The sequence below is a fragment of the Streptomyces sioyaensis genome, from assembly GCF_004122735.1.
GTDB classification, from domain to species: domain Bacteria; phylum Actinomycetota; class Actinomycetes; order Streptomycetales; family Streptomycetaceae; genus Streptomyces; species Streptomyces sioyaensis.
The window spans coordinates 1-17,023 of the sequence record NZ_SDIF01000131.1; the positions used below are offsets into that span (position 1 = coordinate 1).

Below are 17,023 nucleotides of genomic sequence, written 5' to 3' on the forward strand. Positions count from 1 at the left end.
GGCCGGGGGCCGGGGGACCGGGCGGAACGGCCGGCGAACCGGCATGACGGGCTGTCAGGATGGCCCGATGGGGAACGACACGGCAGTACGCCGCCTGGGCCTGGGACATGTCGTCCGGCCCGCGTCGGAGACCGGCGGCCCGCTACCGCGGGTGGAGCCGGTGCTGGCCTACTTGGTCCGGTACGACCAGGGATTGCTGCTCTTCGACACCGGTATCGGCCACGCGGACCCCGAGACCGAAGCGCACTACCGCCCCCGGCGCCGGGCGTTGCCGGCTGCCCTGTCGGCGGCCGGAGCCACGCTCGCCGACATCTCGCTGGTGGTGAACTGCCATCTGCATTTCGACCATTGCGGAGGGAATCCCTCGCTGGCCGGCAAGCCGATCCTGGTGCAGGACGTGGAGCTGGCCACCGCCCGCCGGGGCGACTACACGATCGACGAGCTCATCGACTTCCCCGGCGCCTGCTACGAGGAACTCACCGGTGAGGCCGAGATCCGGCCGGGCATCTGGATCCTCCCTACGCCCGGACACACCGACGGGCACCAATCCCTGGTGGTCCGGCGAGGCGACGGCACCGTGATCCTGGCCGGCCAGGCGTACGACCGCGCATCCGACTTCGCCGCGGACCACCTCGCCCGCCTCGCCGCACCGGACGCTCCGGACGTGCCGCCGCCCACCCCTCGGTGGTGGGACCGCCTCGCCGCCCTCGACCCACGACGCGTGCTCTTCGCCCATGACTGCGCGGTCTGGGAACCGCCCGCCGGCAGTTAGCCGCCGGGGCGCGCAGGCCCCCGGAGCACGGCTCGATCCGCCTGCTTGGGTACGCTCCTCCTCAGGAGGTCCAGCAGCGGTGCACACGAGACGGTACGTACGAGCAGGTGGCGCCATGGCGCATCTCCTGCTGGTCGTGGTGCTCGCGCTCGGCGTCTTCGTGATGCACACCGTCGGCCATCCCGACGGGACCGCAGGCTCCGGTGGCCACGCCGCGGCAGGCCACACCACCGGCATGGCCGCGATGTCCGGCACACCTGCCGCCCCCGACACCTCTACGCCCCACGCACCGCCCACCCGCTCCGCACACCCCGGGACCGCCACTCACTCCGGCACCGGGCCTTCCGCCCACTCCGGGCCTTCCACCCACTCCGGGCCTTCCACCCACTCCGGGACTGCCACCGACGACCCGTCCTCGCACTACGCTCCCGGACCCGGCACGGGCATGAACATGGCCTCGCTGTGCATGGCTGTGCTCGGGACCTGGGCGCTCACGATCCTGCTGGGCGTGGCCCTCACCCGGACACCCGGATGGCTGGCGGACCTCCTCGCGAAGGCCGTCGCGCCGCTGCGGCCCAACCCTCCACCTCGCCCACCCGATCTCACCCGGTTGTCCGTCCTGCGGATCTAGGCCGACCCGTCCTCGCGGCCGCGCACTGCGCGCGTCCCGCGAAGCCGCGTACGCGCCACCCCTCCGCACCACCGACAACATGAGGTGTATCGACATGAGTTCCGTACAGCGCACCGTCCGACGTCCCCTGAACTGCCGCCTCGCGGCCGTCGGGGTCCTCGCTTCGGGAGCCCTGCTGCTCGCCGCGTGCGGCAGCAACGACCGGACGAGCGGCACGCATCACGGGAGCACGAGTGCGCCGTCCGCCGCGAAGAAGTCCGGGGCGAACCCCGCCCCGGGGGCGTCCAACGATGCGGACGTCACCTTCGCGCAGAGCATGATCCCGCACCACGAGCAGGCCGTCGAGATGGCCAAACTCGCTGATGGCAGGGCCTCCGACACGGAGATCAAGACCCTGGCGGCGGCGATCGAGAAGGCCCAGGGCCCCGAGATCACGACCATGCGGGCATGGCTCAAGGCCTGGGGCGCCCCGGCGTCGTCCGCGCACGGCATGCCCGGCATGGACCACGGCTCCGGGGGCAAGGACGGCATGTCCGGGATGATGTCCGCGAAGGACATGACGGACCTCAAGGCCGCCAAGGGCAAGGGCTTCGACAGGAAGTTCGCGCAGATGATGATCGGCCATCACAACGGCGCGATCACCATGGCCAAGGACGAGCAGCGCAACGGCCGCAATGCGACCGCGAAGAAGCTCGCCGGCGACGTCATCAAGAACCAGACCGCCGAGGTCGCGAAGATGAACAAGATCCTCGACCGGCTCTGATCACCGCACCCGCGGATACCGTTGCGGGCCTGTCACCGGCAGGCCCGCAACGGCCCGGCGCCCGGACCGCACCGCTGTCGCCCGCCGCCCGCACGCTCGGCGGCGCCCTCGCCGGGGAAAACCCCTCGCGCCCATGTCGCGCCATCAGCTACACAGGGGCCGTGCCCGAATCCTTTCCGCTTCGGCCCGTCACGGATGCCGAGTTCGCGACCTGGGCCCGCGTCATCGCCAACACCTACGGCGAGGACCGGTCCGACGAAGACATCGCCCGGGAACGCGCAACCGTCGAGCTGGACCGCACCCTTGCGGCATTCGACGGCGACCTCCCCGTTGCCGGGACCGCGGCCTACACCCGCTCGCTGACGGTCCCCGGGGCCGTGCTTCCGGTGGCGGGGATCACCTGGGTCGGTGTGGCCCCCACCCACCGCCGCCGCGGCATCCTCACTGCGATGATGCGCAAACAGCTCACCGACCTGCACGAGCGCGGCCGCGAGCCGATTGCCGCACTGCGTCCCGCCGAGGCCGGTATCTACGGCCGGTACGGATACGGGCCGTCCTCCCGCGGGGCTCAACTGCGCGCGGAAAAGCGCGCCATGGACTTCCGCCCCGGCACGGATTTCGGGGCGGGAAGCATCCGGCTGCTGGACCGCGAGGAGGCCCGTCCGCACATCGAGACGGTGTATGAGCAGGTGCGCCTCCGCACGGTCGGCTGGCCCGGCCGCGCCGAGCGAGCGTGGGACAGCCGTCTCGACGACGAGCCGCAGGCCCGCGGCGGCGCCGGTGCTCTGCGGTACGCCGTGCACCGGGAACCGGACGGCCGGGCAACCGGCTACGCGCTCTACCGGCTCAAGAGCGAACGGGACATCTTCGGCACGAACGCGAGCGCCGTGCGGGTCGTGGAGCTGGCGGCGGTCTCCCGGCCGGCGTACGCCGCACTGTGGCGCTTCCTCGCCGGGATCGACCTGGTGCCGTGGATCGAGTACGAGGCCGCGGTGGACGAGCCCCTGCCGCACCTGCTGACCGACCCCCGGGCAGTGCGCACCACCGAAGTGGACCGCCTGTGGGTACGCCTCGTCGACGTCGGCCGCGCTCTGGCGGGGCGTCGGTACGCCACGGCGCTGGACGTGGTCCTGGACGTCCAGGACACCTTCTGCCCGTGGAACGCCGGCCGCTACCGGTTGCAGGCGGACGGCGGCACCGCCGGCTGCGCGCGCACGGCTGCCGCCCCCGACCTGCGCCTGACCTCGGCCGAGCTCGGGGCGGCCTTCCTCGGCGGCACCACACTCGACGCACTCGCGGCCGCCGGACTCGTGCAAGAACTCCGACCGGGCGCGCTGGCACACGCCTCCACTGCCTTCCGCGGCGACCGGGAGCCTTTCTACCCCGGCGGCTGGGCCTTCCCCGCCTACTGAGCCCCGTGCGCTGCAAGGCGTTCGTGCTCACTTCAACTTCCCCTACATCAGGAGGAGTTCACTGGCCTCCTTGCCCCCCGCCGTACTGACGGCGCGGGCGGCTACCCCTCGGGGGCGATGAGGCCGCGGAGCAAGGGAGCCGCGAGGCGCACGATGTCCTCCACGTCGGCCTCGGCCAGGTCGGGGAGGTGCAGCAGATGGCGCTGGCTGGCGATGCCCATCATGATCGCGCCGAACAGCGCGGCGCGCAGCCGGGCATCGGGGGCGTCGATGGTCCCGGCGAAATGGTCGGTCACCTCCGTGGTCAGATGCCGGCGCAGCAGCTCCGCGGCGTCCTCGCTCGTCATGCTGGTCCGCAGGAGTACCGCCATGGGGCTGTCCTGTTCCGCCGCCCAATTGCCCAACATGCCGCGCAGCCGGTTCTCCACCATGTGGCCGGGGTCGTCGGTGGTGAATTCGTCGTGCGGGATGTGCCAGCGGACGGCCTCGCGGAACAGCTCCTGTTTGCTGCCGAAGTACTGGATGACGGACGACTTGTCCACGTCGGCCTCGGCCGCAATGGCCCGGATGGTGGCGCGCTCGTAGCCGACCTCTGCAAACTTGCGCCGCGCGGCTGCCAGGATGCGCCGACGCGTGCGCTCGCCCTTACGCTCCGGAAGCGCGTCCTCCGCGTCCGGGCCGCGCGTCACGGTCTCCCGTGGCGCGGCCCGTTCGGGCGCGTTCGTCACTGCATCGGCGCAGGTCACAGTCGGTCCCCTTTCCGGTGCCGGGACCCGATGCTACAAGCACCTCCCCGTGGCACCAGGGCCGTGCGCCGTGGCTTTCGCCGGCGCGGCCGCATCGCGACCGGGCGTCGCGTACGGCGCCGGGCACGCACGGGGCCGCCGAGGGTCGCTTCGACGGCCGCCGTGCGCGCTCCCCACCAAGATCCGGCCCGGCCCGGCCCGGCCCGGCCCGGCCGGGCCGGTGGCGGGCGGCAGTCGCCCGGCTCAGGAGACCAGCGCCGCCGCGTCCTCCACCAGCCGGTCGAGATCCGGCAGCGCATGGGCCCGACGCTGGAGTCCCTGGGCACGGGACCGGAACGAGCGGTCCTCCAGCACGGTGCGCAGGGCCGCGGACAGCGCCTCGCGGGTGACGTCCTGGGCCTTGAGCCGGGTCCCGACGCCCAGTTCCTGGAGCCGCCCGGCGTTCTGGGACTGCTCGGCGAACAACGGCACGGCCACCATGGGCACTCCGGCCGTCAGCGCCTCCCGGGTCCCGTTGAAGCCCGCGTGCGTCAGGAACAGATCGCTGGACTGGAGAAGCAGTTCCTGCTGGACGAACGACGTCAGATGGACGTTGTCGGCGCGCGGCCCCTCCCACAGCTGCGGATCGCGGTCCGCTCCCAGCGCCACGACACCGGTGACCGGCAGCTCCCCGAGAGTCTCGATGATGGTCCGGAGCAGAGCGGTGGCACCCTCGGAAAACCGCGGAACGTTCGAGCCGAGGGTGGCGAGGACGAGCGGCCGGTCCGCGGGGAGTTGGGCGATGTCCGGGTCGAGGGTGCCCCGTGCCTGCTGGGCCGGAACCCGATAGTGGCGGGCGCCGGGCAGCCGGCTGTCCTTCGGGTAGAAGTCTTCCGGAACGACTCCGGCGCGGAAGGCACGGAAGGGGTGCCAGGCGTCGGAAACCGGCTCCAGGCCGAATTCCGCACGCTGCCGGTTGAGCTCTTCCGTGACGACGGGATGGGCGTAGGGCGCCATCGGAGCGATGTCCAACGCGCCGTGTGGTATGCCGAGGCGTTCAGCGGCCAGATAGCCGCCGTACTCGGTCGACTCATGGAGGATCAGATCCGGCTGCCACTCCCGCGCCAGGTCGAGGAGGTCGCGGGCGCAGGGGGCGGCCAGAAGCCCGACGAAGGCTCCCGCGAAGAACTCCGGCTCCAGTTCTATGGTCACGGAACCGACCTGCTCCATACCCACCGGGCGCGGGATCGCTCCCCCTTGAAGTACCTCCCCCAGGCCCTTGACGCCGGGCAGCGTGAACGCGGTGATCCCCCGCTTCTCGACGTGTTCGACCACGTCGGCACCGGTGGCGACGGCTACCTCATGACCTGCCCGTTGTGCTGCTTCCGCCACCGGTAGCACCAGAGGGGCGAGGTGGGAATAACTCGCCTGTGCGGTGATGAGAATGCGCATGATGCTCCCTCTCCACGATGCGGTGCGGACGCCACGAGGTGCCCCCCACCGCAGGCTTCACGGCCGACTCCAAGAAAATAAACACGTGTTGAGAATCTATCACCCGCGTTGCTGCGCGACGACGCCAAGACCCCTGTGGGGAAGGCTTCTTGACGGCATGACGGCATGACGGCATGACGGCATGACGGCGTAACGGCACGGGTGACGGCGTGACGGCTTGCGGCTTGGCCGCGTGCGCAACCCCGCACGTGTCCTCGGCGGGCGGTGGCATGGCAGGGCAGGGCCCCCGGGCCGACCTCAACGGCTCGCCTGCGTACGGCGGCGTTCGACGAGCGAGCGGACTCGGCTCGACCTACCGCACGCCGCACGCTGCGGGCAGCGTGCGGCGTGGAGGTCGTGATCGGACGCGCGGGGGTGGCCGGTGTCTCCGGGCTATGCGGGCTCTGCCGCGCTCGGCGCCTTCTCGGTACGGGCCGGCAACGTCACGTTCCCGCAAGGAACACCGGCCGGCAGTCAGGGGCATGGCCGGTGCCACGCCCTCAAAGCGTCTACTCGAACCGCGTGGTGTCGCCCGCTCCTCGGCGGACGATGTCGAGTCCGCCGCCGGAGAAGTCGATGACCGTGGTCGGCTCGGTGCCGCAGTCGCCCGAGTCGAGTACGGCGTCCACCACGTGGTCGAGCCGCTCCTTGATCTCCCAGCCCTGGGTCATCGGCTCCTCCTCGTCGGGCAGGAGCAGGGTGCTGGAGAGCAGCGGTTCCCCGAGCTCGGCGAGCAGGGCCTGGGCGACGGCGTGGTCGGGGATCCGGACGCCGACCGTCTTCTTCTTCGGGTGCAGCAGCTGGCGGGGCACCTCCTTCGTCGCCGGGAGGATGAAGGTGTAACTGCCGGGCGTCGCTGCCTTGATCGTGCGGAACACATCGTTGTCGATGTGCACGAACTGCCCCAGCTGCGCGAAGTTCTGGCACACGAGGGTGAAGTGATGCCGGTCGTCGAGGTTGCGGATCGACCGGATCCGGCCGATGCCGTCCCGGCTGCCCAGCTGGCACCCCAGCGCGAAACAGGAGTCGGTCGGGTACACGACGAGCGCGCCGGAGCGGATACTGTCCGCCACATTGCCGATGGTGCGTCGCTGGGGATTCTCCGGGTGCACGTCGAAATACTTCGCCATCCGCCGAGTGTAGGTGATCAGGGCAACCGTGCTCCCTCGGCGACGACCGCAGGCTGTGCGGCGGGCGGTGGCGCCGGTCGGAGCAGCACGGTCCGGGCCCCGGCTGGACGCGTGGAGCGCTGCCCCCACCCGTCCGGGTGGCCCCGCCGCGCGCAGGGATCCGCCCTCGCCGTCATCCGGCCGCGCTCAGGATGCGCAGGCCGGGATGGCGATGAGACTGGGGTGCATGGCAGAGCAATCCCGAACACGGACTCGGTCATCGTCGACGGCTGCCCGGAAGCGGACCAAGGAGTCCGGGAGCGCGCCCGGGGCGATGGCTCGCCGTGCTGCTGAACTGCTGCAGGACCTGATCAGCCATCGGGCCGAGGGTGTAACGGCGGTGCGCCGGACCGATCACGGCTGGTGCGTCGAGGTGGACGTGCTGGAGCTGCTCCGCATCCCCGATACCACCAGCCTCCTCGCGACGTACGAGGTGCGGCTCGACGCCGATGGCGAGCTGCTGGAGTACTACCGGACCCGCCGCTATCGGCGCGGTGCGGCAGATGAGTGAGGGCACCGCCGCCACCTGCTGAAAGGACACCCCAGATGGGCACCACGACGTATACCGGACTGTCCGGTGAGGTGGTTCCCTGCCCGCCCAGGGCAGGCACGTTGTACGACGTGATGGAGCTCATCCTGGACCGGGGCATGGTCATCGACGTCTTCATCCGGGTGTCCCTGGTGGGGATCGAGATCCTCAAGATCGATGCCCGCATCGTGGTCGCCAGCGTCGATACGTACCTGCGGTTCGCGGAGGCGTGCAATCGACTGGATCTGGAGCGGGATTCGGGCAGCGTCACCGTGCCCGAGCTGTTCAGCGGCCAGGCCGCCAAGAGCATCGGAAAGAGCAAGGTCAAGGACGCCGCCCGATCCGTCGGCGAATCCGTCCGCTCCGCGGTGGGCGCGGGCGGCGACTCGGACGAGGAATCCGAGGAGGAGTCGCAGCCGCAGCGGCGTCGGCGCAGTGCCGCCCGAACGGGTGCCGCTTCCCGCCGGCGGCGCAAAGAGGAGGACTGAACACCGTGACAGTGACGGACGAGGGCATCTACGTCTATGGCATCGTCCGGGCCGGTCATCCGTTGCCGCCCGCACTGGGCGGAGTCGGGGACCCTCCGGGAACCGTGGGACGGGTCGAAGAGGGGCGGCTGGCCGCGGTCATCAGTCAGGCACCGCCGCGGCTCCGGGCCCGCCGCCGCGATCTGCTCGCGCACCAGGAACTGTTGCTGGCACTGGCGGAGGACGGGCCGGTCCTCCCGATGCGCTTCGGCATGGTGGCACCGGACGAGTCGGTGATCCGCCGGCAGCTCAGCGAGGCCGAGGACCGTCAGCTGGCCGCACTGGAAGGCGTCGCGGGCCGCGTCGAGATCAACGTCAAAGCGCTGCCGGCCGACGAGGCACTGCCCGCGCTCGTCAAGGGCGACGCCACGATCCGTGGACTGCGCGAGGCTGCCCGCCGGCGGCCGAGCTACGAGGCGAACGTCCGCCTGGGCGAGGCGGTGGCAACCGCACTGGCGCGCCGGGCGTCCGAAGCGGGCCGTGACATCGTGCGGGAACTGTCGTCCTCCGCGCATGCCGTCTGCGCCGGGCCGCAGGTCACCGGCTGCCAGGTCAATGTGTCGTTCCTGGTGGACCGGGGCGACGGCGCCGGCTTCGTCGCGGAGGCCGAACGGCTGGCCCGGCAGCGTCAGGACCACGTCGTACTGCGGGTGGCCGGCCCCCTGCCCTGTTACAGCTTTCTGGAGCCGCTTCCCTCCGCCACCCCTCTCGGGGCATGACATGGGGCTGATCAGCGCAGTGCTCACGCTGCCGCTCGCGCCCGTGCGCGGAGTGGTCTGGGTGGCCGATCAACTCGCGCAGGCGGCCGACAACGAGCTGCACGACCCGTCGCTGGTCCGCGCCCGGCTCGCTGCGCTGAACCACGAATTCGAAGCCGGCCACCTCAGCGCCGAGGCGTTCGAACGCGAAGAGGAGCAGCTGCTCGACCTGTTGCACGGGTGCTGACCGGCTACGTGCCGAAGGAGAGGTGACAGACCGTGAGGCCGACCGAGGTCCCCCTTGCCCCTGCGTCGGGCAGTGGCCGTGTGCCGGGAAGCGTGACCCGATGACAGACGTCGACTACCGGCCGGGCGCTCCGCCCGCCAACGGCCCGGGCACCACCAACCTCGCCGACATCCTCGAACGCGTCCTGGACAAGGGCATCGTCATCGCCGGCGACATCAAGATCGACCTCCTCGACATCGAGCTCCTCACCATCAGACTGCGTCTGTTCGTGTCCTCGGTGGAGACGGCCAGGAAAGCCGGCATCGACTGGTGGGAGACGGATCCCGCGCTCAGTTCCAAGGCAGCGGACAGTGAACTGCGCGCGGAGAACCGCCGGTTGCGCGAACGGGTGGACGCACTGGAGTCCGGCGACGGCAACGGCTCGGCGGACCCCTCCAGGACGAAGGACACGGCAGGGACATGACGACGCAGCAGGCCGGAACGCCGGGGAACGCGACGACGACCGCCGAGACCGCCACCTATGTCTATGCCGTGTGCCGGCAGCTCAGGGCGGCCGCGCTGACCGGGCTGCCCGGGCTCGCCGAAGGATTTCCCGTACGGGCGCTGCGGTGCGGGGCTCTCACGGCGGTCGTCCAGCACGTGCCCACGGCGGAATTCACCCAGGAGGCATGGGAGCAGCGGCTGTCGGACCGTACGCAGCTCGAACGGTGCGCCCGCGCCCACCACGAGGTGGTGGTCGCGGCCGCCGCCTGCGGACCCACGGCACCGCTGGCGCTCGCCACCCTCTACCGGAGCGACGAGCGCGCGCGTCAGGCCCTCGGGGAGGACGCGGCCCGTTTCACCGCGGTGCTGGACCGCATCGAGGGACAGGCCGAGTGGGGGGTGAAGGTCTCGCTTCCCGCCGGTGCCCCCCGGCCGCTCGACCGGACGCCCCCGGACACTCCGCAGGGCAGCGGGAAGGCCGGCGCGGGCCGTGCCTATCTGGAACGCAAGCGAGGGCTCCACCAGGCACGGGAGCAGAGGCACGACCGTGCGCTGCAGACCGCCGAAGACGTCGATGCCGCGCTGAGCCGGCTGGCCACCGCGGCCCGCCGGCTCCGTCCGCACGGCCAGGAGATGACCGGGGCCGCGTCCCGGCGGCAGATCCTCAATGCCGCGTACCTGCTTCCGCACGACCGCGCGGAGGAACTGGCCGAGGCGGTGGAGACCTGGCGCACGCGGACCGGAGCACAGATCGAGCTGTCCGGCCCCTGGGTGCCGTACTCCTTCGTCGGGGAGGTGTGAGCGTGTCCGCGCACGCGCCCGTACCCTGGGACACGCCCGGCCCGCTCGCCGGCCCCCTCGGTGTCCCGCTCGTCGACCTGTTGGACCGGGTGCTCTCCACGGGGGTCGTGGTGAGCGGGGACCTGGTCATCGCCATTGCGGACGTGCCCCTGGTGCGGCTCTCCCTGCACGCACTGCTGTCGTCGGTCAGTGAGCGGATGCCCGCGCCGTGGGCGGACGGGGGACCGCTGTGACCGAGCGGACGGACCGCGGGCCGAGCAGGTTCGACATCGACCGGGACCAAGTCGGCCGAGATCTGGTCTCGTTGGTGCTCACCGTGGTCGAACTCCTGCGGCAGCTGATGGAACGGCAGGCGATCCGCCGGGTGGAGCAGGGGGATCTCAGCGACGAGCAGGTGGAGCGGATCGGGGAGACGCTGATGCATCTCGAAGTGCGGATGACCGAGCTGTGCGACCAGCACGGTCTGCGCATGGAAGACCTCAACCTCGATCTCGGACCGCTCGGCTCACTGCTGCCCCGGGATTGAGGCCGGCGCCGGGCCGATCCGACGCCCCGCCCTACCCGACGGGGCGGCGGTCGATCGGGGTGAGCGGGGCGTAGGTGGCCACCTCCGTACGGCGCGCCCCGGACCACGGGGCCGGTACCGCCTCGATGTCGCGCGCCAGGCGGTAGACGAGCGGCTCATAGTTGACCCGCCAGCCACGGAAATGGGGCCACGCCTCCTGCGGTGTGCGCTCCATGGGGTAGCCCTGGGACCTCATCCGCTCCACGCCCCGCAGGAAGTCCTCGTAGTCCAACTGCAGCACGTCGTCCGGGTGGGGGTCACGGTCATAGGGGATGCCCTCGGTGTCGGCGATCTCGCGCAGACACACGAAGCCCGCCCGCAGCGCCATCCGCGCCTCGGCCTGACGCCGGGAGGGGGTGAAGGCCAGTTGCAGGGCCGCGGCGTCCAACACGGCCAGCAGGGCGATCAGCCAGTTGCGGGACACCCTCGGGGAGCGGAAGTGGATCAGGATCGGGTAGGTGGTGTGGCTCTCGCTCACCCCGGCGCTCCACCGCTCCCAGTTCCGGAACAGCTCGGTGAGGTCGTCCAGCAGATCGACCTGCGCATAGCGGGCGAGGATCTCCGGCCCCCACGGCGGGCTGCCGGCCCGGGCCTGCAACAGGGTGACCTCGGTCTCCCTGCGCTGATAGGCGCCGTAGAGCGCGGGCAGATAGCCCACCTGCAGACCGATCACGATCGGGCCGGTGCCCGCTGCGCAGAAGTCGATGACGTTCAGGGAGACGCGGTTGCCGCTGGCGAAGCCGAGGGTGAAGAGCGAGGAGCCCGCCTCGATCAGTGCCTCCCTGAGGCCGAGCCGGCTCACCGCCGCCTCCAGCAGCGCGTATCCGATCAGGAAGGCCACCAGCCAGCTGATCAGGGTGACGACGATGGCCATGGGCGCCATGGGAGCGAGCACCCGGTCCCTGGCCCCGACGCTCGGCAGGCGGTCGGCCACCAGCCGGAACGGCCACTGCACCAGACGCTGGACGTACCGGCTGAAGCCCGGCCGGGTCGGCCGGGGGATCACCAGTGAGTGCAGCACCGAGGAAAAGATCCCGAGCACGATCACGGCACCGGCGATGCCCAGCAGTACACGCACCGCGGTCCACTCCTCCCTCGCACGCCACCTTGACGAGGGAAGCGTACGGGGCGCCCTGCGCTACCGGCGGGAAAGCCTGTCGACCTCGTGTGCGTACCGGTGACGCCGGCCGATTTCGTGTGCGGCCTTTCGCACGGCCGCCGCGCACGCATAACCGGCTATGCACCCCGAGGTATTGGAGAGCAGGTCGTTGATGTCCGCGGTCCGTCCGGACGCGGTCAGATACTGCGTGACCTCAATGGCCAGGGAACCGAGAAAGCCGAGCGCTCCGGCCGGCCACACACCGGTGCGCAGCGCGGCCAGGAGAATGCCGCCAGGGACGAACAGCAACATGTTCAGGAGGAAATCGAGGCGGTCCACGGGGTTCGCCACATCGAGCAGCGCGATATTGATGGCCTGTCCGCCGCCGGACCGGGTGCCGAAGGTGAAGCCGATGACGCAGGCGACCCACAGCCACCCGAGAGCCAGCACCACACGGTGAGCGATACGCCGGGGGCGACCGGCCAGCGTGGCGCATACCGCGATCAGCACGCTGCCGAGGACGCCGATGCCACTGGCGAGGGAAAGCGACACGTGAATACGTCCTTCCGAGTTTCCGTCTCCCGGTCATCACTCGCGACAGCCAAGAGGGCAAGCCGGGTCCGTGGGAGGTTTTCGGTCGCAGCAAATAAAGGTGTATGTAGAGGGACGTCAGGCGTGCGCGGCTCGTTGTTCCGGCTGTCGTGAAGTACGTCACCGGGCGCGTAGGGGGGCGCGGCGGCCCGCCCGCGAAGCTGCCGCCGGCCACTCCGCCGGGATGCTTCGCGCCCGTTGATGACCTTGAGTGTGATGGACACAACAGGAAGGTCGCGCGGCCCGGGCGCAACCTGTCCGCCCTTTCGGTTGTCACACTCTCAGTCACAAGAATTCAGGCCTGTGTCGTGAGGCCGACATCTTCTAGGAGTAACCCCGCCATGCCCGAAACGGGCCTCAGCTCCGCCCCACGCTTCAGCATCGTCGTTCCTGTGTACAACGTGCAGGGCTACCTTCGCGCGTGCCTGAACTCGCTGTTGGAGCAGGATTTCGCCGACTTCGAGGTCATCGCGGTCGACGACCGCTCGCCGGACCGGAGCGGTGAAATCCTGGCGGAGTACGCTGCCCGCGACCCGCGGGTGATCACCGTGCGCCACGAGGAGAACCGTGGCATCGGTGCGGCCCGGAACACCGGGGTGGAGCGGGCGAGCGGGGACTATCTGCTGTTCCTCGACAGTGATGACACCCTCACTCCGGGCGCGCTGCGTGCCATGGCCGACCGCCTTGCCGACTCCGAGGACCCGGACCTGCTGCTCTTCGACCATGTGCGCAGCTATTGGTGGCATGCGGTCAAGCCGAGTGCCGCCCGTGAACTCCTCGCCGAGGCTGGGGCGGAGGTGTTCCGGCCGGCCGAGCGCACCGAGTTCTTCCAGATGTTCGCCGTGGTGTGGAACCGGGCCTTCCGGCGCCGCTTCTTCGTCGACAACGGCTTCCGGTACACCGACGGGCTCTACGAGGACGCCCTCATGGTGTACACGACCATGCTCACCGCCGAACGTGCCGTGTGTCTGGACCACGCCTGTGTCGACTACCGGCAGCGCCGCCACGGCAATTCCATGAAGACGCCGGGCCGCAAGCACTTCACGATATTCGACCAGTACCAGCGGCTCTTCGACTTTCTCGACGGCCGGCCGGACCTCACTCCGCTGCGGCCGCTGTTCTTCGAGAGAATGGTCAGCCATTTCCTGTTCACCGGCGCACGCGAAAGCCGGGTCCTCGTCCAGGACCGGCCGGAGTACTTCCGTCGTGCCGCAGCGATGTACCGGCGCCACAAGCCCGCCGGATTCACCCCGCCCCCGGAGGTCGACGCCCTTCAGTTCCAGGCCCTGGAACGCGGTTCGTACCGCGTATTCCAGGCCCTGAATCTGATGAGCCGGACCCGGAAGAACGGTCAACAGCGCCTGCGCAAGGCCCAGCGTGCAGTGAGCAAGCGAGCCACCTCCAGCTTTTACCGGATGCAGCTGAAGCGCCCCCTCGACCCCGACCTGGCCGTCTTCAGCGCCTACTGGAACCGCACCCCGTCCTGCAATCCGTTGGCCATCTACGAAAAGGCCAAGGAGCTGGCCCCGCACCTCAAGGGCGTGTGGGTCGTGCGCGAGGACGTCGTGGACACCGTGCCGGACGGCATGGACCATGTCGTCGTCAATTCGCAGCGCTACTGGGAGGTGATGGCGCGCGCGACGTACTTCGTCAACAACGTCAACTTCGCGGACACGGTGGTCAAGCGCCCGGGCCAGATCCACCTCCAGACCCACCACGGCACTCCGCTCAAGCGGATGGGGATCGACCAGCAGCAGTACCCGGCCGCCGTCAAGGGCATGAGCATGCGCAAGCTGCTCGAACGCGCCGACCGCTGGGACCTGTCGGTCTCCGCCAACCAGCACACCAGCGAGCAGTGGGAGCGGGTCTACCCCTGCAGTTTCGAGTCGGTCGATGCCGGCTATCCGCGCAACGACGTCTTCTTCCGGACCGGTGCCCAGGACGTCCTCGACATCCGTGCCCGGCTGGGCATCGCACCCGGCCGGACGGCGGTCCTCTACGCCCCGACCGTGCGCGACTACCAGGTCGGCTACGTCCCGCAGCTCGACCTGGAGAAGGTCACCGGGGAGCTCGGCCCGGACTTCGTCCTCCTCGTCCGCACCCACTACTTCTACGGGCAGGACCCGCACCTCCAGGAACTCCAGGAGCGCGGTGCGCTGATCGACGTCTCCCGGCACCCCTCGGTCGAGGAGTTGTGCCTCGCCGCGGACGCACTGATCACGGACTACTCGTCGATCATGTTCGACTACGCGAACCTCGACCGGCCGATCATCACCTACGCGGACGACTGGGAGACGTACGTCCGCTCCCGCGGCGTCACCTTCGACCTGCTCTCCGGCACGCCGGGAGACACCCCGGGGGCGGTCGCCACCAGCGAGGACGAGCTGATCGAGGCGTTCCGCAGCGGCCGCTGGGACGACGAGCGGGCCAGGGAGCTGCGTGCCGCGTTCCGGGCGCGCTTCTGCATGTGGGACGACGGCCGTGCCGCGGAGCGGGTGGTCAACCGGGCCTTCCTCGGCCTCCAGGACCCGGCGCCCGCCCCGCTTCCGCTGTCCGAGCGCACCGTCGCGCCGTCCCCGCGGGCAGCCGCCCGCACGGTGGCGGGCGTCGTCCTCGCGCCTGCCGGGGACGGCTCACCCGACCGGCCCGACGTCGAGCTGACCAGCTGACCGGATGACGCGGCGCCGTACGGGACCTCCCGTACGGCGCCGCAGCATTTCTGCGCTGAGGTCAGTCGGCCATGGCGGGGACGAGGTTGTGCTCCCGGGCCAGGGACGTGGCCGTGGTGTCGGCGTACAGGCTCAGCTTGCCCTGGGGCCACAGTGCGATGACGTCGTCCTGGCCCGAACCGCCGCCGAACGCGCCGACCGTGGCCAGCAGGCCACTGCGCCACGTGGACTTCGCGGGGCGGAGCTGGTGCTCCTTCTTGAGTCCGGCCGCCGCGATGTCCTCGTAGACGGTGACCTCGCCGTCGCTCCAGCGGACGAACAGATCCTGGTCGTCCGCGGGGCCGGTGAAGTCCCCGGTGGCGAGGTCCGCAGCGTGCGGCCAGGTGGTGTTGCTCTTGGCGAGCTGCTTCTCGGCGTGGATGCCGTCGGCGTCGACGTTGGTGTACAGCGTCACTCCGCCACCGTCCCAGCGCACCACGAGGTCGTCCTTGGCCGCGTTGCCGCCGCCGAAGCGGCCGGCCGTGATGTTCGCGGCGTGCGTCCAGGCGCTGTTGGGGCCGCGGAGCTGGATCTCGTCGGTGAGCTTGTTGGTCTCGTTGACGTCCTTGTAGAGGGTCATCCTGCCGTTGGCCCAGCGGACGAAGAGGTCGTCGGTGTCGTCGCCGGTGAAGTCGCCGGCGGTGATGACCTCCGCCTGTTGCCAGTCCTTGTCCTTGAGGAGCTGGACGTCCTTGCGGAAGCCGAACCTGCCGTTACCCGGGTACAGAGAGACCTCACCATCGGACCAGCGCACGATCAGGTCGCTGCGCTGGTCGCGTACCGAGGCGGTGTGGAAGCTGCCGGCCGCCAGGACGGTGGCGTGCTGCCAAGTGCTGCCGCTGCCCATGAGGTTGGGCTCGTCCGGCTCCGCGTCCGCGACCGCCTGGTCGTAGAGCCGGACGACGTCGTCGTCGAACTGTGCGGAGTAGGAGATGTCGTCGGAGAGTCCACCGGTGTTGTAGCCGCCGATGACCCCGACGAGCTTGCCGCGGCTGCCGTCGAAGCCGTCGAGGAACGGGCCGCCGCTGACGCCCGAGCGGAATCGGTCGCACTTGATTTCCATGAACCGGTTCTTGACGGCGCTGGTGTCGTTCGTGCACTGCAGCGGCGTCTTCTGGCCCCCGGGGTAACCGATGAGGGTCACGTCCTTGCGGGCGAGGTTCGCGGACGAGGTGGTGGTCAGCGCGTTGCCGGTGCCGGTCGCGTCCTCCAGGAGCTGACCGCGGGAGTTCGGCCCGACGCGGAGGAAGGCGAAGTCCACATCGTCATAGGGGGAGGGGGAGAGGTATCGTCCGTCGATCCAGACCTTGCCCTCCTGCATCGGAAAGATGCCGTACGGCGTCTCCCCGGCCTGGCCGGCCGTCGAGGCACCCGCGCGGTAGCCGGGGACGAAGGCGACCTTGCTGTAGGACTTGTTGCCCTTGAGGCAGTGTGCCGCCGTGATGACCAGACTCTTGGTCGGCGACGTCACGGAGTTGGCCGTACAGAACTGGTTGGGGGTCGGCGATCCGTCGTTGCTGCGGATCAGGAACACGCCGACCGTGGCGATGCCCGCGCCGACCTCATGGCTCGGTTCCCGCAGCGACCGCTTGCCCCGCACCGCCGGAGCACGCTGCTCGTCCGGAGCCTTCCCGCCGGTGTCCGGGGCCTCGACGGGGACGGCGCTGTGGATGCGCTCGGGAGTCCAATACCGCTCCGCCTCCTGCGCCTTACGGATCTCCTCCGGCGTCACGCCCTTCGACGGCTTCACCGGCCCGCCCGGCGGGGGCGGCGTGGTCGGCGCGGCCGGGCGGGCCGGTGAAGCCGTCGAAG

General features: G+C 70.3%; 19 protein-coding genes. 13 read left to right on the plus strand and 6 right to left on the minus strand.

Annotation, left to right across the window (positions count from 1 at the left end):
• Positions 1 to 67: 67 nt before the first annotated feature.
• The 4 genes from EST54_RS29075 to EST54_RS29090 all read left to right on the plus strand — a co-directional run bounded on the left by EST54_RS29075 (position 68) and on the right by EST54_RS29090 (position 3,578).
• Positions 68 to 772, plus strand: coding sequence for an MBL fold metallo-hydrolase (locus EST54_RS29075; protein ID WP_129250692.1), 705 nt, complete (start codon positions 68 to 70; stop codon positions 770 to 772).
• A gap of 115 nt (positions 773 to 887) precedes the next feature.
• Positions 888 to 1,403 carry a hypothetical protein gene (locus EST54_RS29080; protein ID WP_174857538.1) on the plus strand — a complete coding sequence of 172 codons (516 nt, stop codon included), beginning with the start codon at positions 888 to 890 and terminating at the stop codon, positions 1,401 to 1,403.
• Between the two features lie 94 nt (positions 1,404 to 1,497).
• Entirely contained in the window at positions 1,498 to 2,166 is a 669-nt protein-coding gene (locus EST54_RS29085; protein ID WP_129250694.1) for a DUF305 domain-containing protein, read from the plus strand.
• Positions 2,167 to 2,327: 161 nt separating this feature from the next.
• Positions 2,328 to 3,578, plus strand: coding sequence for a GNAT family N-acetyltransferase (locus tag EST54_RS29090; RefSeq protein WP_129250695.1), 1,251 nt, complete (start codon positions 2,328 to 2,330; stop codon positions 3,576 to 3,578).
• 101 nt (positions 3,579 to 3,679) lie between these two features.
• Here EST54_RS29090 and EST54_RS29095 read toward each other — a convergent pair whose 3' ends face one another.
• The 3 genes from EST54_RS29095 to EST54_RS29105 all read right to left on the minus strand — a co-directional run bounded on the left by EST54_RS29095 (position 3,680) and on the right by EST54_RS29105 (position 6,924).
• On the minus strand, positions 3,680 to 4,324 hold the full coding sequence (locus EST54_RS29095) for a TetR/AcrR family transcriptional regulator (protein WP_203525335.1): 645 nt from the start codon (positions 4,322 to 4,324) through the stop codon (positions 3,680 to 3,682).
• 243 nt (positions 4,325 to 4,567) lie between these two features.
• On the minus strand, positions 4,568 to 5,755 hold the full coding sequence (locus tag EST54_RS29100) for a glycosyltransferase (protein WP_129250696.1): 1,188 nt from the start codon (positions 5,753 to 5,755) through the stop codon (positions 4,568 to 4,570).
• Between the two features lie 548 nt (positions 5,756 to 6,303).
• Positions 6,304 to 6,924, minus strand: a complete 621-nt coding sequence (locus tag EST54_RS29105) for an L-threonylcarbamoyladenylate synthase (protein ID WP_129250697.1) — start codon at positions 6,922 to 6,924, stop codon at positions 6,304 to 6,306.
• Between the two features lie 226 nt (positions 6,925 to 7,150).
• On the opposite strand from EST54_RS29105, the gene EST54_RS29110 reads away from it, so the two are divergent.
• The 8 genes from EST54_RS29110 (at position 7,151) to EST54_RS29145 (ending at position 10,774) form a co-directional block, all read left to right on the plus strand.
• Positions 7,151 to 7,474, plus strand: a complete 324-nt coding sequence (locus EST54_RS29110; RefSeq protein WP_129250698.1) for a gas vesicle protein GvpO — start codon at positions 7,151 to 7,153, stop codon at positions 7,472 to 7,474.
• Positions 7,475 to 7,509: 35 nt separating this feature from the next.
• Positions 7,510 to 7,980 (plus strand): gas vesicle protein GvpJ, encoded by a 471-nt coding sequence (gene gvpJ / locus EST54_RS29115; RefSeq protein WP_129250699.1) that lies wholly within the window; start codon positions 7,510 to 7,512, stop codon positions 7,978 to 7,980.
• Positions 7,981 to 7,991: 11 nt separating this feature from the next.
• On the plus strand, positions 7,992 to 8,738 hold the full coding sequence (locus EST54_RS29120) for a GvpL/GvpF family gas vesicle protein (RefSeq protein WP_129250709.1): 747 nt from the start codon (positions 7,992 to 7,994) through the stop codon (positions 8,736 to 8,738).
• A gap of 1 nt (position 8,739) precedes the next feature.
• On the plus strand, positions 8,740 to 8,964 hold the full coding sequence (locus EST54_RS29125; RefSeq protein ID WP_006606768.1) for a gas vesicle protein GvpG: 225 nt from the start codon (positions 8,740 to 8,742) through the stop codon (positions 8,962 to 8,964).
• 100 nt (positions 8,965 to 9,064) lie between these two features.
• Positions 9,065 to 9,427: a gas vesicle protein gene (locus EST54_RS29130; protein ID WP_129250700.1), complete on the plus strand. Its 363-nt coding sequence runs from the start codon at positions 9,065 to 9,067 to the stop codon at positions 9,425 to 9,427.
• A complete protein-coding gene (locus tag EST54_RS29135) occupies positions 9,424 to 10,248 on the plus strand; it encodes a GvpL/GvpF family gas vesicle protein (protein ID WP_129250701.1) in 825 nt (274 codons plus the stop codon). Before EST54_RS29130 ends, EST54_RS29135 begins: the two co-directional genes overlap by 4 nt.
• Positions 10,249 to 10,250: 2 nt before the next feature.
• Entirely contained in the window at positions 10,251 to 10,481 is a 231-nt protein-coding gene (locus tag EST54_RS29140) for a gas vesicle protein (protein WP_129250702.1), read from the plus strand.
• Positions 10,478 to 10,774, plus strand: a complete 297-nt coding sequence (locus EST54_RS29145; protein WP_129250703.1) for a gas vesicle protein K — start codon at positions 10,478 to 10,480, stop codon at positions 10,772 to 10,774. The genes EST54_RS29140 and EST54_RS29145 overlap by 4 nt, the downstream gene beginning before the upstream one ends.
• Before the next feature lie 31 nt (positions 10,775 to 10,805).
• Here EST54_RS29145 and EST54_RS29150 read toward each other — a convergent pair whose 3' ends face one another.
• Both EST54_RS29150 and EST54_RS29155 read right to left on the minus strand, forming a co-directional pair.
• On the minus strand, positions 10,806 to 11,891 hold the full coding sequence (locus EST54_RS29150; RefSeq protein ID WP_129250704.1) for a hypothetical protein: 1,086 nt from the start codon (positions 11,889 to 11,891) through the stop codon (positions 10,806 to 10,808).
• Between the two features lie 60 nt (positions 11,892 to 11,951).
• A complete protein-coding gene (locus tag EST54_RS29155) occupies positions 11,952 to 12,464 on the minus strand; it encodes a VanZ family protein (RefSeq protein ID WP_129250705.1) in 513 nt (170 codons plus the stop codon).
• A gap of 380 nt (positions 12,465 to 12,844) precedes the next feature.
• Here EST54_RS29155 and EST54_RS29160 point away from each other — a divergent pair, with 380 nt between their 5' ends.
• Positions 12,845 to 15,172: a bifunctional glycosyltransferase/CDP-glycerol:glycerophosphate glycerophosphotransferase gene (locus EST54_RS29160; RefSeq protein ID WP_129250706.1), complete on the plus strand. Its 2,328-nt coding sequence runs from the start codon at positions 12,845 to 12,847 to the stop codon at positions 15,170 to 15,172.
• A gap of 61 nt (positions 15,173 to 15,233) precedes the next feature.
• Here the strand turns inward: EST54_RS29160 and EST54_RS29165 are convergent.
• The coding region (locus EST54_RS29165) for a trypsin-like serine peptidase (RefSeq protein WP_129250707.1) at positions 15,234 to 17,023 on the minus strand (1,790 nt) is incomplete at its 5' end.